Annotated in this window: 19 protein-coding genes and 1 pseudogene; 1 reads left to right on the forward strand and 19 read right to left on the reverse strand. The window is 50.2% G+C overall.

The window, feature by feature from the left end; translation table 11 throughout:
* Positions 1 to 58 precede the first annotated feature (58 nt).
* The 8 genes and pseudogenes from ACFQT0_RS17805 to ACFQT0_RS17840 form a co-directional block, all read right to left on the reverse strand.
* Positions 59 to 1,530: pseudogene (locus tag ACFQT0_RS17805) on the reverse strand (Z1 domain-containing protein); the annotation flags it as partial.
* Between the two features lie 36 nt (positions 1,531 to 1,566).
* Complete coding sequence (locus ACFQT0_RS17810; RefSeq protein ID WP_380204517.1) at positions 1,567 to 3,099, reverse strand: ATP-binding protein; 1,533 nt, start codon at positions 3,097 to 3,099, stop codon at positions 1,567 to 1,569.
* Between the two features lie 312 nt (positions 3,100 to 3,411).
* A complete protein-coding gene (locus tag ACFQT0_RS17815) occupies positions 3,412 to 4,272 on the reverse strand; it encodes a DNA cytosine methyltransferase (RefSeq protein WP_380206069.1) in 861 nt (286 codons plus the stop codon).
* Entirely contained in the window at positions 4,173 to 4,433 is a 261-nt protein-coding gene (locus ACFQT0_RS17820; RefSeq protein ID WP_380204518.1) for a DNA cytosine methyltransferase, read from the reverse strand. Before ACFQT0_RS17820 ends, ACFQT0_RS17815 begins: the two co-directional genes overlap by 100 nt.
* Positions 4,434 to 4,439: 6 nt before the next feature.
* Entirely contained in the window at positions 4,440 to 4,850 is a 411-nt protein-coding gene (locus tag ACFQT0_RS17825) for a very short patch repair endonuclease (RefSeq protein WP_380204519.1), read from the reverse strand.
* Between the two features lie 238 nt (positions 4,851 to 5,088).
* Positions 5,089 to 5,439, reverse strand: a complete 351-nt coding sequence (locus ACFQT0_RS17830; RefSeq protein WP_380204520.1) for a hypothetical protein — start codon at positions 5,437 to 5,439, stop codon at positions 5,089 to 5,091.
* Between the two features lie 411 nt (positions 5,440 to 5,850).
* Entirely contained in the window at positions 5,851 to 6,180 is a 330-nt protein-coding gene (locus tag ACFQT0_RS17835; protein WP_380206177.1) for a hypothetical protein, read from the reverse strand.
* Positions 6,074 to 6,760, reverse strand: coding sequence for a tetratricopeptide repeat protein (locus tag ACFQT0_RS17840; protein WP_380204521.1), 687 nt, complete (start codon positions 6,758 to 6,760; stop codon positions 6,074 to 6,076). The genes ACFQT0_RS17835 and ACFQT0_RS17840 overlap by 107 nt, the downstream gene beginning before the upstream one ends.
* On the opposite strand from ACFQT0_RS17840, the gene ACFQT0_RS17845 reads away from it, so the two are divergent.
* The gene (locus ACFQT0_RS17845; RefSeq protein ID WP_380206178.1) at positions 6,687 to 7,289 is read left to right on the forward strand and encodes a hypothetical protein; all 603 of its coding nucleotides are present in this window, start codon (positions 6,687 to 6,689) and stop codon (positions 7,287 to 7,289) included. The genes ACFQT0_RS17840 and ACFQT0_RS17845 overlap by 74 nt on opposite strands.
* Here ACFQT0_RS17845 and ACFQT0_RS17850 read toward each other — a convergent pair.
* From ACFQT0_RS17850 to ACFQT0_RS17900, 11 genes are all read right to left on the reverse strand, one after another.
* Positions 7,231 to 7,815: a hypothetical protein gene (locus tag ACFQT0_RS17850; protein ID WP_380204522.1), complete on the reverse strand. Its 585-nt coding sequence runs from the start codon at positions 7,813 to 7,815 to the stop codon at positions 7,231 to 7,233. The genes ACFQT0_RS17845 and ACFQT0_RS17850 overlap by 59 nt on opposite strands.
* Entirely contained in the window at positions 7,799 to 8,110 is a 312-nt protein-coding gene (locus ACFQT0_RS17855; RefSeq protein ID WP_380204523.1) for a lipopolysaccharide kinase InaA family protein, read from the reverse strand. Before ACFQT0_RS17855 ends, ACFQT0_RS17850 begins: the two co-directional genes overlap by 17 nt.
* Positions 8,111 to 8,115: 5 nt before the next feature.
* Positions 8,116 to 8,445 carry a hypothetical protein gene (locus ACFQT0_RS17860; protein WP_380204524.1) on the reverse strand — a complete coding sequence of 110 codons (330 nt, stop codon included), beginning with the start codon at positions 8,443 to 8,445 and terminating at the stop codon, positions 8,116 to 8,118.
* Positions 8,445 to 9,422, reverse strand: coding sequence for a protein phosphatase 2C domain-containing protein (locus ACFQT0_RS17865; RefSeq protein WP_380204525.1), 978 nt, complete (start codon positions 9,420 to 9,422; stop codon positions 8,445 to 8,447). The genes ACFQT0_RS17860 and ACFQT0_RS17865 overlap by 1 nt, the downstream gene beginning before the upstream one ends.
* 32 nt (positions 9,423 to 9,454) lie before the next feature.
* Entirely contained in the window at positions 9,455 to 9,649 is a 195-nt protein-coding gene (locus ACFQT0_RS17870; protein WP_380204526.1) for a hypothetical protein, read from the reverse strand.
* A gap of 43 nt (positions 9,650 to 9,692) precedes the next feature.
* Complete coding sequence (locus ACFQT0_RS17875; protein ID WP_380204527.1) at positions 9,693 to 10,154, reverse strand: hypothetical protein; 462 nt, start codon at positions 10,152 to 10,154, stop codon at positions 9,693 to 9,695.
* Positions 10,155 to 10,418: 264 nt separating this feature from the next.
* Positions 10,419 to 11,303: a hypothetical protein gene (locus ACFQT0_RS17880; protein WP_380204528.1), complete on the reverse strand. Its 885-nt coding sequence runs from the start codon at positions 11,301 to 11,303 to the stop codon at positions 10,419 to 10,421.
* A gap of 341 nt (positions 11,304 to 11,644) precedes the next feature.
* Positions 11,645 to 12,322: an HNH endonuclease family protein gene (locus tag ACFQT0_RS17885; protein WP_380204529.1), complete on the reverse strand. Its 678-nt coding sequence runs from the start codon at positions 12,320 to 12,322 to the stop codon at positions 11,645 to 11,647.
* Positions 12,264 to 13,337 (reverse strand): DUF262 domain-containing protein, encoded by a 1,074-nt coding sequence (locus tag ACFQT0_RS17890; RefSeq protein WP_380204530.1) that lies wholly within the window; start codon positions 13,335 to 13,337, stop codon positions 12,264 to 12,266. The genes ACFQT0_RS17885 and ACFQT0_RS17890 overlap by 59 nt, the downstream gene beginning before the upstream one ends.
* 201 nt (positions 13,338 to 13,538) lie before the next feature.
* Positions 13,539 to 14,207 carry a hypothetical protein gene (locus ACFQT0_RS17895; protein ID WP_380204531.1) on the reverse strand — a complete coding sequence of 223 codons (669 nt, stop codon included), beginning with the start codon at positions 14,205 to 14,207 and terminating at the stop codon, positions 13,539 to 13,541.
* Positions 14,204 to 15,709, reverse strand: a complete 1,506-nt coding sequence (locus ACFQT0_RS17900; protein WP_380204532.1) for an AAA family ATPase — start codon at positions 15,707 to 15,709, stop codon at positions 14,204 to 14,206. The genes ACFQT0_RS17895 and ACFQT0_RS17900 overlap by 4 nt, the downstream gene beginning before the upstream one ends.
* Between the last annotated feature and the right edge of the window lies 1 nt (position 15,710).

Raw genomic sequence — 15,710 nt, forward strand, 5'->3', positions numbered from 1 at the left:
CGTAGGGCTGGAGACGTAGGCGCAGGTCGGTCTCATGGGTTACGTAGTCTGTGAATGCCTCCTTTACGTCACTCGTAAGGTAGAGGCGACATAGATGCAGGTACTTCTCTTTATACCCGAAGAATCGGGCCCGCTGCTGCAGCGTATCTGCGGTTCCGGTACCTAAGCCACGGGGCATATAGGTAACAGTAAGCCCCTCTACCGTAAAGCCGCGGTCCATGGCCTGCCCCCTACCAGAATGAAGGAGTAGTGGCTATTCCAGTCTATCTGAGGTGCTGAGCCTGGCGCAGCATTCAGCAGCCTTACCTGGGTGGAGGAAATGGCATACTGCAGCATCTTTATATGCTCCTCAAATGACGCAATGCCGGGATTGATGACGTAGAGCTGCCCATAGGTTTCATGGAAGCTGGCTATTAGCGCCTGCCTATCGTGATTGGCCTCAGGCTTGGCCAACAGCTTCGTCCAGGTATCCTTTAAGCCTACCACCCAGCTATAATAAAGCTGGTGAATGTTGGTAAGCTGCGATGGATGAACCATCATGGAGCGATTGTTCTCGCTGGTGTTAACCGCGTAGCGCTCCGCCACTCCAAGGAAAAACACGCGCATGGCTTCAGCAAGCATCGCGGGAGGTCCATTGAGTGGATGGTCGTCGCTATGTATTTGGGCAGTGGGAATAACCTTTACTAGCTTAGGGTCGGAGGAGGGCGAAAAGAACCTCTCGCCCCCGGTATAGCCCGCGCCAGGAGTTAGCAGCTTGATAAAGTCGGGGGAAAGCTCATCCTGGCGCTCAATGAAAAGGGGCGCCTGGGGTGTGGCCGTATACTGAACGAAAGTGTGGTGAGGCAGAGCAGCCTTGAGGCTCAGCAGTTGGGCATGCACAGCACTTAGCTTTTTGTCAAGGCCATTGGCGACGCGCTTTCTGTTGGGCTTGGCCTGCGTGTTCATGCCCGCCTGGTCGGCCTCATCGTCCACTATAAGCGTAGGTACTCCCTTGAACTCCTGCTGAAGCTTCTCAACCACCTGAATAAGGCTCTCGAGCCGCTTCTTGTTCTTCATCACGGCGATGATAGTCGTTCGCTGTAGCGAGCGAGGAAGCAGGCTGGTTTTGTACTCTTGAAGCGTGGCGCGAATGTCTTCCAAGCCGTTGGAGACCGTTGGGTTCTTAACGATGCGCCACTCGCGGGAGTTAGCTCCGTTAAGCTGCAGGTCTTTGGTCAAGCGTTCCACCGATTGAGCAACTAGCACGTTGGACACGCCCGCTACTACGATTATAACCTGGTAGTCATTATCGCGCGCCATGGCAATGAGCGAAGTAAAAGACATCGTCTTGCCGCTTTGCACAAAGCCCAGCGCGAGTCCCGTCTCCGCGCTGACCTCCTCATAAGGGGAGCCGCAGAGGCCCATTATCTCCTTCGTTTCCTCCATAAGCTTATCAGCGGCTGGTCCGGGAAGGCGAAGGTGGTCTTTTAAGCGGTCGACCTGCTGGCCAAGCTTGACAGTCCATGTGGTAGAAGTAGTGGTTGAAGACATAGAAGCGCAGTAAAGCGTGGTGAGGGAAAGGGCAATCTAAATATTTGGCAAAGCGAGCGCCTCGCTTAGGTAATCAAGCATAATGCTGGTGTTTGTTGCGCCTCCAGCTATAGCCAGTACTTGAGCAATAGCTAGGGCAACAGCTAAGCTGACTAATGTCGACTGACCCGATGCATTCGTCTGCACCTTTTGGCAGAAGGGATGAGCAAGCGCAACGCGCACGCCGAGTAGGCGCTCACCAGGGGCCGCCTTTGCGCTCTTGGGCAAAAGGTAGTCGCCAACTTCTAGCCACTCAGTCTGGGTGTGGCTTGGACTTAACTCCACATGAACCTGCCAGGAGAAGTCGTAAAACTTATGCTTTATCACCTTGTGCGCACTCTCTGGAAACAGGCCGAGCGGCGGCCCCACCGGCGGCTTAACTGGCGGGGCGACTGGCGGCCCCACCGGCGGCTTAATGGGCGGACTCACCGGCGGGTTGACTGGTGGGTTAACCGGTGGACCCACTGGCGGGTCGACCGGCGGCTTAGTCTCATTTTTCCGGTACTTCTCAGCCTGAGCCAATATCGGCATCTTAGGGTCGGATAGTGCCTTGTGTAAAAGCGTCAGGAACTGGTCCTCATAGCCATCCCACTGGAAACCGTCTTTGGTGTGGCTGACGCCAAAGCCGTCCAGGTGCAGCTCGCCGAAAAGGCGCTGTGAGCGGAAGCTGTTGCCACGGCCGAATATCTGCTCTGGTCGGTAGCCTTCCTCGGTGCTTCCCTCAATGACACGGCCACGGCGGAAGAGCGCAAAGCCTGCCTTAGAGGTTGAGCCAGTCTCACGAATGGCGGCGAAGCCCCGCACGGAGCGGCCCTCCCCGACCGGAAACTCAACCTCATGGCGCCACAGGATAGGCGCGCCTTTATCATTGCTATGAAGGGGCGCTGATAGAATGACAGGATGCTCGTGCTCGAGCATCTCACCATTTAGCTGGATGAGAACCTCACCAGAGCGGATATACTCGCGGTAGATGCTCGCCAAGTGAGCTTTAATCTTCGCGATGGTGGTCTTGTTCTGACTCTGAAAGACCTCAACCAGGTTAACGACCGTGTAATGCGTCTCAACTGGCTTTTCCAACACCTTGACTTGTAGCTCCTGGGTGCGGTTCTTGACGATGCTCGCCACGTCGAACTTAACAGAGCGGGCCACGGGCTCACCAAGAGCTTTGGTCATGACAACCCACACTGGCGCAAACCAGCAGCTGGCGGCCTTCATTCCCATGCCAAACTCCGAGAGCTTGGTCTTGTCGGGTGGTGCCTCCGCCATTCGTAGCGCCCGACCTAAGTCTTCAGCACTAATTCCAGCAGCATTATCGACTACACGGATTAGATTGTTTTTGGCATCTATCGTGATGTCAATCTTTAGCTTGTAGCGTGGCCCTTCAGCCGCGAGTAGGGCCTCTTTGTTCTTGAGGTAGCTATCAATGGAGTTGTCAACGTACTCGGCCAGCGCATACCAGGGCTTGTAGTTTAGGTACCGTAGTACTGACAGTACGCCCACATCGGGACGAATGCCAATTGTCTCACTCATATGACGGCTAGTGTAGGGATAGAGGAAAGGTCAAGCTGCTGCTGCGCAGGCCTGCGCTGGGATGGGGCAATCAGGCAGCTAGCGACTTGCCTAACAACTTCGGCATTAACAGCATTACCGAGGCTCGGAACGCGGCGGTATTACTTGAAGGCAAGTCAATGCCTCCTAATGACTGAAGCCTCGCACCTTCCTCGGCAGATATGTATCGATTTAGCCAGCCAATAGCAGGTATCTGAGTTGTTGTTGAAGAGACCAGCGCCGGAAAATAAGTTGGACGCTTCACTCGGATGCCGGATGGACGGAATTGAAAGATTAGCTGGTCAAGATGCCGGGGGCGCCCTTGCAGTTCCACTCAAACTTCTGCCAGCTGAAAGGCAGCTTCCGAATCTTCTTCATAACTGGCTTTAGCTCGTGCCTGTAGCGCTCGAAGAAGGCCCGGTTGCTTGCGATGAACTGCTGCTTCCACTTTGGGAAAGCAGCCTCCCCGCGGGCGTAGGTTGGTATTCGCTTATGCTGCTTAGCTTTTTTCCCGTTTAGCTTCTTTCCAAATACACCTTTATACCTGCCTAGCTCTTTGCGCTTCAGCATGCCAGGGACCTCCGTCTCGAAAGGATAAGTGGCCTTGTACTCGGTGGCCCAGATTGGGAAGGAAGGAAGCGGCGCGTCTTCGGGCAAGCAGTCCAAGAACTCCTGCCATACGGCTATGGCCTCTATCTCACGGTCCGTAAGCGCTCGGGTCTCATCGGGGGTGTCGTCCAGTATGCTGTGCACCGACATATTGGCTTGACTCTCTGTCTCGGGCCACACAAACTCGCTTAGCCCGCCATTGGTGCGTCGAGCAGCAACAATGAACATTCGCTGCCGAAGCTGTGGTACGCCAAACTGGTGAGGCGAGAGAATTTTATGGTCTACCTCGTAGCCCGCATCTTCGAGGGCGGCTTTGATTACCCGCCATGTATTCTGCTTGTCGTGCTTAAGTAGATTGGCTACGTTCTCAAGCAGCAGGTAGGTGGGCTGGTGGTGCTTAACGATTCGCATAATCTCATTGAAGAGATTGCCGCGCACCTCATCCTTCATTCCGGCCTGGGCTCCTGCCTTGGAGAACGGCTGGCAGGGAAAGCCAGCGCAGAGCATGTCATGGGCCGGAATATCGTGCACATTGACCTCCCGGATATCCCCCTGACAAGCTCATCGGCCAAGCCGTAGTTATGACGATATAGCGCCTGTAGCTCTTTGCTTAGCTCGGATGCAAAGACACACTCCATCCCTAGCTGCTCTAGCCCCACATGGAAGCCGCCCAGCCCGGCGAATAAATCAATAAATCGTAATCTCATTCTATGTTAGCTGCTGGTAGCTATAAGTCTCTGAATCTGTAATACTGCCTCTTCCATAGAAGACTTGGTCTGGCACTCCCAAACGGTATGCACCCGCCAGCCTAGCTCGGCCAGGCGCTCGGCATTAAGGACATCCCGGCGGGTGTTGCCGGCGAGCTTCTCATTCCAGTAGGAGGCATTGTGGCGGGGACGAGCGATGGCGCAGATGGGACAGCTATGCCAGTAGCAGCCATGCACAAACACAACCAGCTTTTTGGCGGTAAATACCAAGTCCGGCTTACCTGGCAGGTCTTTCGAATGCAGTCGATACCCTCGGACACCAGCCTTCCAGAGTGCTTTTCTGAGCAGAAGCTCGGGCTTTGAGTCCTTCGCCTTGTTTCCCTGCATCGTCTTGGTGACGGCTTGGGACTTGGGCATGGGGTAGCCGCTCTCTGGAACTCTGAACTTTATCGCCACTGGTGCCTTTCTCTTGCAAGCCTTCGCTGTAGCCTTCGCTTTATGCTAATGATTTTAGAGCAGTAGCCCTACTTACAAAGCTACTCTGACGAAGGCAAGCGGACAAACACTTCAGCTTAATGCTGGCATCAGCTAGCCTGCATTGCCCTAACTGTTCGCCAAATACATTATCCACAGCTAGACAAGAAGCAAACAGCGACTACCTCTGCTGACTGGTGACAAACTTTAGCAAGTAGTCGTATAGCTGGGATGCAAAGGGCTCGGCATGCTCCCGGTAAACGGTAAAGATTAAGTTGTTGGACCCGCCAGCACAGGAGAACTTGTCATTGGGAAGTCCGGTGAACCGTGTATAGTGGCGGTAGAGGCTGATGATGAATTCGGAAGGCAACTCGCCAGGCAGACCCTTTAGAACTAACATCTCAGAAACGTCGAACTCTACCTTGGAGTACTTGAGGGCGTGGATGATGCGAACGAATGGCAGGCGATGCTGCGCACAATACTTGAAGTGCGCGGAGTAGTCATCCTTCTTATCAACTATGAATTTCTGCATAAGCGGGGTCTGGGAAAATGGGTAGACTGAGTAAATAGTCTAGAAAAGCTAGCTGGCGTAATTGTGCGAGCTTTGCGCCATAAAAACTCGGATACTATGAAGGCAACGCTATATCTGCCCAGCCAGCCGCCACTGGATATATCTACCGAAGATCTAAGCTTACCTGACCCCGCAACGGGCCTTGCGAAGATACCAAAGCGAGTATCAGCGCTGCTAGGCTGCGCACCTGAACTGGTAGATGTTTTAGCATGTGGGCCAGGCTACGTTGCCTACTCGGTATTTGACAGTGAAGGCGATATAAATCTTAACGCAATGACAGCTGTCACTAAAGCAACAGGCGTGAGGTTCGACACTGATGACGAGGACACCGTTTTATTAGGTCCAATATTAATGGTTGAGTAGCAGTGCAAACTATTTCCAAATCTCAAAGCTGAGTTTGATGCCATAAAAAGCCCAGGCACCATCTCCCCCATCTTTAATGTTAATCTCTGTCGCTCCAGAAGGAATCTTTTCAAAAAAGGCAGAGAAATAGCGAGGCTTACCTGCTCGAGCATAGGTTACACCATATGCATTTCCAATTCCGCTAGTTTTTATGAGCTTGTAACGCAAATTGGCCCATTCAATATATGGAGCCTCAGGCTGGCCAGGAGCCTGGTAGGTAGATGTAGCTGTCTTGCCTTTTTTTGCATGTAAAGTCAACTCTAGTACAATTACTAAGCTGTACAACACGGTTAATAACACTCTCTTCAGCATCAACCGTTACTCTTGTTATCATTGGGTCAGCAGCTACTGACTCGATAATAGCGCTAGGAGATAGAGACGCTGGAAGCATTGGGGGCTCTGTCTTTTGCGTATTAGACTCACTTACCGCTGTGGGCGATTCTTTGCGAAGCCTTTCGTACTGGACTCTTGCCTGAATATTGTTAAATTGACTTGCTGCAAAGCCAAAATTATTAATGGCTAGAGCGGTATCGCGAGTGCAGCCTTCCCCTAATAGATAGCACCAGCCCAATGCGTACAGGGATTTGGAAACAACTTCTGGCGTGCTTGATTTCAGGCACTCGCTATATAATTCAAAAGCAAGCCTATCATTTACTATAGCTCCCTTGCCGTTATCATACATATAGGCAAGGTTGTACTGGGTAGCGAAGTGATGGCTGGTATCGTCACGGAACTCAATCAGATTCACGAAGCTGCTGTCGTATTGTTCCTTGTCGAATTGCTGCAGGCCCCTAAGCTGATTAGGAGTGAACGATTTCCAACTTGAGGACCAAGCCCAGCCACCTAATAGTAGGCAAAGCCCTAGAATAGCTACCCACACGCCGCTACTTGAAGATGTGCTGGTCTGCGGGGAAGATGCTGTAGACGTCTTGGCAGCAAGGGCTGTTAAAGCAGCAACTCTACTGGAGCTAGCGCCAGGCACAGCAGGTACCCTAGCAGCCGGCTGTGTAGATGGCGGCGCTATAGGGGGCATAAACGCAGGGCTAGCATTCGCCGCGGTAGTGCTGGCTGCTGTTCGACTGGGAGCTGTAGGCCACGAGGAAGGTGTAGCTACTGTAGTCTTGGGTGGAAAATTGACGAGAATGCTTTTCTTCACTACCGGACTACTGGCAGTAAGCACAAACTCTACTTGGCCGCTTAATAAATCAGCAGCAACTGTGTGGCTGCCAATGGCTGGAACGGTGCCAATGTTGGTGATATGCACCTGGCTGGCTCCTGTAACAGACCACGATACCCTTGTGCTCTCACCAGCATTGACGGTATACCTACTAGCTGTAAAAAAGCCGATAGCTACCACTGGCGTGGGGGAGGAAGAGGTAGCGAAGGCGCGGTTAGTGGCGGCGGGATAAAGAAATCGACCTTCAGCGTCTGCTTTACGGTGCCGCCGGCAGCGGTGAGAACATACACCTGCTCACCTACTAGAGCAGGGCTATGAAGGATGAGATAGCTACCCTCGGCAGGACGAGTACCCAGCCCCGCTATCTCTACGCTAGCGGCACCTTCTACCTTCCAGCTAAGCTGAGTAGACTGCCCGGGCAGCACTGCATGACGAGTGGCACGAAAGAAGAGTAGCTTAGCCGAAGGTTGAGATTTTTGAAGGGGCACATCAGCATCTGCCAAATCAGCCAGAGATAGCGGCTGCGGAATTGTCTGTCCCCTCTTGGGTAGCTCCTTTTGAAAGAATGTGGGCTGGGTAATGACCATCTCGCTATCGGCTGACTGGTCGAGAATGCGCCTAGCGAGTCGGTCGGTATAAGCCCCCAGATGCTGGTGGACAATGTGAGGCAACTCCTTGAAAGCAATGAGGTCGCGGAACTTCTTACCGTCAGGCTTTAGCGTCTCAGTGAAATAGATGACCTTATCGAGTAGGAACACCAGCCTGCAAGAGGTTGAGAGCGGGCCCCGAAATAGCACCGTAGCTTTTTGTAGACGCTTCTACATAAGACTGAACGTAGGTGAGAGCGTACATCGCCAACTCCTGGTCAGGGAGGTAGCCAGGCTCGTTAGGCGTAGGAGTTGGCCTTGTCGCGACGGGCTCGAGGCTGTCGAGGTCAATCATGACGAAGCGCCGGCCGCTGGTGGACACCATAATATTCTTGGCGCAGAAGTCTGCGTGCCAGTAGCCCTGAGCATGAACGATGCGAAAAGCAGTTGCAAGGGCGCGGGCCATCAGGCTTACGCTGGCCTTCCCCCTGTCTTGCTCTTCATGAGGTCGTGCAAGGTATCGCCCTCTATCTTCTCTAGGATGAGGTAATAAACTCGCTTTCCATCCTCGGTAGCCGACTTGGCCTCGTAGATGGTTGGCAGCCCAGTCTGCTTCTTATCCTTGCTGTCAACCATGAAGCTCCAGGCGCGGGGCTTGCTGGCAAAGCGCTTGACAAAGCACTCGGTACCAGCCAGCGTTACTATGCGAAATGCGTCGCGCAGATGCACCTTCCAAAGCTGGCTGGTGGGTGAATAGTCGGGGTAATAGGCAACTGTTACGCCCTGAATCGTTACGTTCATTACATGGGCTCGAAGCCGGCCAGCACTAAAGTCTTATCGTCGAAGGTCTTGTTGGGAGTGCGAACTAGCTCGTTGCGAAACTGCGCGTAGGTACGCTGGGCAAGCATGCGGCGCATGTACTGCTCAGTGCTATGGCCGACGCCGTCGGAGAAGGCAATGACCTGGCTTACCCCGCTGGCTTGACCACGGTGTAGCTGCTCGGGGCGGTCGGGGGTAAATAGGTCCAGTGTAAATGCTTCACCACGGAGCAAGCGAGCGTGGATGCGGCCGAGCCCGATGCTGGCGGGCTTTTGGTCGATGACGGTAGGAACAACTTGCTTATCGAGGCTGAAGCAGATGGCCTTGGAGTCGCCGACTCGGAAAATATCCAACTCACCAGAGGCCGAGAGAATACCTAGCAGCATGGTAGTGGACACATCCCAGTGAGGCGTCTCCGCAGGCTCAGACTGACCGAAGCGTTGAAAGGCGGCTTGGTGCTGCTCAAGCTGGCGCTGCAGTTGCTGCTTGGCTTCATCAAACGCAGCTTCGGCTAGCTTGTGGGCATCAGTATGCTTATGGGCCAACTGGTGGAGAGCTGCGCTAATAGCTAGGCAGAACAGCCGGGAAGAGAACAGGTCGCGGCCCTGCTCGCCTGGTATGACGACTGTGTCGCTAGTACCATCGAGCACCCAAAAGATGATGCGCTGGGTGGTAACCACGGTGCCAGCGACGTCCTCTCCTAGCTCAGTCTCGCGGGTGCTTTTGCGCGGCCCCGCGCTTACCAGCAGCTCGGCCCTTGGCTGTAAGCCAGATACCGGGGGCTCTATTGCATCGGTTATAGCAGCAAGTCTTTGCTTCTCTTCCCGCGCGCGACGCTTGAGTAAAGCATCGGCCTGACGAGCCTCCTCACGGCGCTTATCTCTTTTTCTTACCACAACCGAGAATGCGGCCAATGCAGAGGAAGCGCCGGCAAAGAAGTAAAGACTAGGCTTAACCATGGGATATAGTGTAGACAACTCAAATAGTGGCATTACTCCTTAGGGATGCAGAGAGGGCAGAAGCCGGAGGCGCCGGAGGCCATGCGGAAGAGCTTGCGAAGGTTGGCCACCTTCGAAGGCTGGTCTAGTAGGAAGAACTGCTCGAAGTCGTGGTTGGGACACTTGCTGAGAATGCCGCGCAGCTCATTACAACCTGCTTCGGAGCTATCACCAAAGAAGGCACCCATCAGTATATCGGTCTCCCACTCCTTGAATGGGCTGACCAACGCGTCACTCCCCCTTGAGGTACTGCACGCCGTCGGTGTAGAGCAGAACGCGCACGTTGGGTACCACACGGCTCTGGCCTGCTTTGGTCAGCACGACGTGTTCTAGAGGCGTATAGCCTTGCAGGTTAGGGATTGTACGCTCAGTAAACGACTTGGCGAATGAGTTGGCAGCCTGCAGGGCGCCGTTGATGTCGGTGAGACCACCCATCTGGGAAAGCTCGCCGTAGAGATAGTCGGCGAAGCGCTTTACCTCAAAATCATTCTCTTCCAGCAACTCCTTCACGCTCTTGAAGAAAATCTGCTTGATGTTGTTGTCGAACAGCATGGCGCAGATATAAGCATCGTCGGCCTTACCCATCTGCTGCAGGTCGAAGATGCCCTGAGCAGCGCTGTTGGCCACCAGGCGCAGCTTGCTGAGGGGGCTACCGGAAAAGGCGGGCTGCTCCATGGAGCCGGAGGCATCCATCAGTAGGATGCAGAGACCAATCTCGCGGTCACCTCCCCCTCTTCGAGCTTTGTGTCGACGGCATCATCAATCAATAGGCCATCGTAGCCGCAGACGGTGCAGAAATAGTCAGCCGTGGGCTGAGCGTAGCTTTTGGCGCAATTAGCGCACTTGTATGCCATGGAGAGATTTGAATTTGGAAAAGCTAAGCAAAAGGTAGCTTGACCCGTTTTTTAGTTTTAATTGAACGCGGCCCTATCAATAGAAGGCGCTCATGATTGGACTTTAGCGCGAAACATACTTCTTCGACCTATTATCAATAAATAAGTCAGCGCGGCTTTCACAGTACTCTATCTTGCGGCTGTAGCTATAAGAAACGGGTCCATGAGTAAAGCCTCTGCGTAGCACCTCCTCTCTCTCGAAGCACATATCAAGAGAACTGTCAGTCTTATCCTTGTTTGGCAGACCTAAAGCCAACTCGCTCGAGCAATGATATAGCAGATGGCCATAGTCGCTTTTAGCTACCATCTGTCCGCTACTTAAATAATCGTAGCGAAACCTCAAACCAGACTTCCTAGAGAAGCAATCATTCTCTGAACGCAGGTTTTTAAGCGTTGTAATTAGAGAATCATCAAATAGGTTGATAAGCAAGTCTATCTGAAGAAAGCCGGGATGCTTTATGGCAAGCCTCTTAAAATCTGCTTCTAGCTCCGCCTCCACCTGCTTGGTAATGAGGTAAAAGTCATAGCTAACGCCCATCTCTGATTGGTAGCTAAGCTTCGGAGGAGCTGTAAACACGTAGTCTATCTTATCCAAGCTGCTGTCTTCAAAGCGGACCAGACACTTTAACTCTTGGCCCTTGCAGCGCTCTGACTCTGACCGGCCAGTATTTCCTACATACTCTGAGAGCGCATACTCGTAGCTTGGTATTTGACTAGCTGGAAACCAAGCCTTGCTGAGACAGAGATAATCGCGAAGCCGGCCAGACTTTTGGGCCCGAATAATGGCCTCGCGGTTGGGCAGCGTTGATGGAATGCGGGGGTGAGGTAGCTCAGGAATATCGATAATGGTACCCCCAAGCACTTTTACTAGCTTGGTATCTCTAATTTGAGACGACTTATTCTTAGAGCGCACACTTACCTGCACCTTGCTGATGTTCTTATATCTCACAAGCACCAGCCTGTGTCACCTCGGCATAGAACGCCTCGATGCTGGACTCATCGAGGGCTACATGGTAGTGCCGAAAGGGAAGATGGTCTTGACTAGCGAAGCTTAGCGATTTAAATGCTGTAGCTCTCACCCATTCAATCTTGCACTCTGACCTGTCTGGGCCTCCCAAAAGCCTAAAGGATGGTAGTATCCAGGTCGTAATCTTAAACTCAATGTCTACTGTAGAAAAATCAACCATAGTGTCAGCTATAATTTCCTGCAAACCCTCCTTTACAACCTTTAAGCGACGGTGCTCTCCCCACGGAGATGTCCTGTGAGGAGAGATACACCAGCAGCTGTCTCTAATTAGGGCAGTAGCAGGCCAGCAACTCATCAACGGCACGCTGCTGATTGTCGGTGATGTCCTTTGGAAGCCAAGAGTGCTTGTTATGCAGGACGTTCTCCATATGGGGCGACACGCTCAGAAAGCCTTTGAAATACTTGCCGGCCTTATTAATAAAGTCTTGACGGCCCAGCGAGGCGTTTTTGCCCCGGCCTAGCAGCACCAAATTACCTAGGGTATGTACTAAGCTCTCGCGCTGCTCGGGCGTGAAATCCTTGGTCCACTGGCTGTCGTTCTCGGGGTTTTGAGGTAAGATGTGCTCAACGGTAATGGCACTGCTGACGTCAAGAGACGTCAGGGAGTGGTCAAGCTTGAGGTAGCTGAGCTTGAGAAGCGCGTACTTAGTGAACCGACGGCCGTACATCTTGCCATTCAGCACCCATTGCAGGTCGCCTTTATTGACCGCAAACAAGGACTGGTCTTGGTTGACAACAGAAGACGAAGCGGCATTCTCAATGGCTTTGAGAATGGTGTTCATATTCTCCATGCGGCTGGTGGGGGCCAGGCCCGTCATCAGGTCGGCAGAAACCTTATTATCAAGGAGGGTGAGGAAAGTAAGTAGGCCTTCCGTCTTGAACTTATGATAGTAGGCCAGCAGCGGCGGAACCCAGTCGGTACCAGGCAGCCCCTCGCGCATGAGGGCAATTAGATTGTCGAGCCTGGCGACGCTCAGGAGTGCCGCCGTGCTTATTAATGAGCAAGAACTGGTAATGGCTGAAGTATTCGGCTAGCAAATCCAAAAAGGGCTGGCCTTCCTCTATCAAATTGGGCGCAAATACCTTGGTCTTGTACTCGGTAATTAGGTTATGGCGGGCCTTGTCTTTCACTAGAATAGTGCGGACATAGGCAAGGAAGCGGTCAACGTCATCGCCTAGCTCGCTCTCCATCTCTTCCCAATCCTTGGCGTACATAGCTTTTTTGTCTTCCTTCACCTTTCCTAGGTTCTGCGCCTTGAGGATGTCGCTATTGCGAAGCGGCATGCCGCGGTCGTTGAGGATGGTGAATAGACGGAAGGCATCACTCATATCTTCGGTGGCGACGTAGATGAGCAGCACCTGATTGAGCAGGAAGGCAGTTAAGGCATCCAGCTTGAGGTCGGGATTTTCGCCGAAGTACGCCTGTATCTGAAGCACAGCCATCGCCATGTTGCGGGCTGATTTGTCCTCTTTCTCTACATCCCACTTCTGCTTAAGCTGCTGGTCGAGGGTTCCGCCCGGCTTCTCGACATGGTCTTTAAAGAACTGCTGTACGCGGCTGCCGCGGTCAGAATCGAGACGAAAGCGACCGGGGGTGTTTAGAATCTTGTTTCCTTCCTGGCAAATACAGCCTTGGCAGGCGGCAATAATTTCGGCTTCGGTGGATTGGTCACGAATTACCGCCAACAGTAGCAATAGGGTGGTAAGGCGCTGCTGACCGTCGAGCACCTCATACTCCTCGTAGTCGAGCTTCTTCTCCGTCTGCTTGCGGAGGACAATAGAGCCCAAGAAATACTCATCGGCGGGGTTCTCGTTCAGAGCGAAAGACAGGTCATCAAGGAGTTCATAGACCTGGTCCTTACCCCAGACGTAGGCTCGCTGGTAGCTGGGGATTCGGAACCACATCTGGAGTAGGTTCTTAACAAAAATTTTGTCGCTGTAGATTTTGGTGGCCATAAAGTTGAGAAGTGAGAGAGTTATGGTTATTTTATTTATAATCAAATCACAAATTGTATTCCAATAATTTGGACTGCGTCTTGGCGTTGGAACTAGGTTTATCTCTGATTTGAACCAGTCCATATGCTGTAGATTTTGCCAGCATTGACTTTACACCATGGAAACACAAATACACTAGAAAGCAGAAGCTAGATTGACGAATTAAAACCTTTTTCCTACTATCATTATCTCTTCTGCAAACTCTAAAGAATCGGGTTGCAACTCATCATTTTTTTTATTTTTTAAGTATAACGCGCCACGCAAGACTGTCTGTTCGGGGTCCATCAAACCAAACATTTCAATTGTATTAGCCCCCTTTACAGAACCATCTTTAGGTCTCATAAGCACCTTATACTCCTTTGAAATAAATTCAATATGTTTATGAATATCGTCAAGATATGGATGCACAATTAAGAACTTACACTTATCATATTCATCATGCAATTCCGCAACTGTGTTTTGAGTACCTTTTTTGGCAAACCCGTTACAATAGTGACAAGCCAATGCAAGGTTTTGGTTTTTAAAAACAAACTGAGGATAGGTTGCTTTATCAGCAATATGCTCTCTCTCAGAAATCCCTACTAATCTAAATGTTATCCCGCAATAGATACAGTAATTGCCCTGGATATTGGTAAGCTTATTTTTTATATCGTCCTTCATTTTATCTCTGAATGAAGCAGAACCTCTCCTTAGTACATTAGAGAGTACTAAGTCTTCGAAGTTTCCATCCCATGCATCTTTATAATCCAAAGGAATCTTAGCAATGAATTCGTCTTGGGCAGGAGTGTATTCGAATACTTCCTCGATTTGCTCGAACTTAATTAATATCATGAATTCTGCAAATATTTTTCGACATCCTTTATGAGTACCAATAGAGGATCCGCAGTGGAGAGTTGAAACTTTCTAAATTTATTGACAAGCGTCCTCATTGCATCATAATCTTTACTTTCAGCTCTTACTAATCTCAACAACTCCTTGACATCTAGTTCAAAACTAAGATTTCTTGTAGTCACAACACCAAAAATATTGTACAACACATTCTCAGCAGAAAGGCCATATGCTGAAGGGATTGTTTCCGGAATTATTTTTCCTTCTCTGTCTGCTCTAAGCGAAAGAATTGCTGAAGCATCAGGCAGCAAATCAGATGCTAAGAAGTGAGAGTGTGTAGCTATAATAAAATGACATCCAGAGGAGTGCCGAAAAATCGTATTTAGCAAGTCCATATATCGAATCTGCCAGTTAGGATGTAGGCTAATCTCAGGCTCATCAATAAGAATCAAGGAACTATCTTTAACTACAGAAGCCAATGATAAAAACGAGGTAAGCAAGTGTATTTCTCCAGAACTCATTGAATTCAATTCCGGGTCATCACCTTTGAATACTTGGTTGTTTCTTTTGGATACACCAATTTTACCATACGATAGGAATTTAACTCTTCTAAGTTGCGACAAATGCTTGTAGAAGTCATTATATTCTAGATAATTAGCACTTCCATCAAAAATAACTTCAAATACAAACTTTCTATTTTTGTATAAATATTTTGAAATAAAATTAATACTTTCAACTACAGGATATAACTCATTATCGTTAAGCTCCAGAAGCTTAACGATGCTCGAATAAGAGAATCCGGAATTTCTAAAATTAAAATCAGACAATCTATTCCTGAGTTCAGAAACATCAATATTGCCTGAGAATAACCTTTTAAATTTTTTAACTTCGTATTCTATTTTGAGAGTTGGGTTAAATCCAAGAACTTTAAACACTTCGAACAAATCTTTATCGAAGCCATTTACTGAAACAGCTTCAGTAATTAAATCGATTGAATTTGTAATGTTAGTTGAAGAAAAGGCATAGTTATTATTCGTTTTAACGCCCAGATATTCATAAAACTCATTATCATACCTACCGCCTCTACCATCTATTTTTGATGAATTCTTAGGGGTGAATTTTTCATATAGTGAATATGCTGCCGCTATTCCTTTATCAGGCAATTCTATGTGACTAAAGTCGACAAAGTCACCATTTATATTGAGCAGATAACCAAATCCGTCATATGTAACAACTATACTTTTACCCCCAATGGAATACGCTAAATCATATGTATAATGTGACTTAGTGGCTTCACTATTAGTCTTATGATTGTATAAGTCGTTAAAAATTTCTATCAAAGCTTTCAACAGCCTGCTTTTGCCAGTCCCATTTGGGCCAATAACTAAAGTTGAATAAGGCTTGTGCTTATCATAGTCATCATTTAGCAGGAAGTTATAAAACACCCTGTCAAACTCATCCGATTCTTTAAAAAGAATGTATTCTAGTCGAAACTGCTTCTTCATA

This window comes from Hymenobacter humi (genome assembly GCF_042665855.1).
GTDB classification, from domain to species: Bacteria; Bacteroidota; Bacteroidia; order Cytophagales; family Hymenobacteraceae; genus Hymenobacter; species Hymenobacter humi.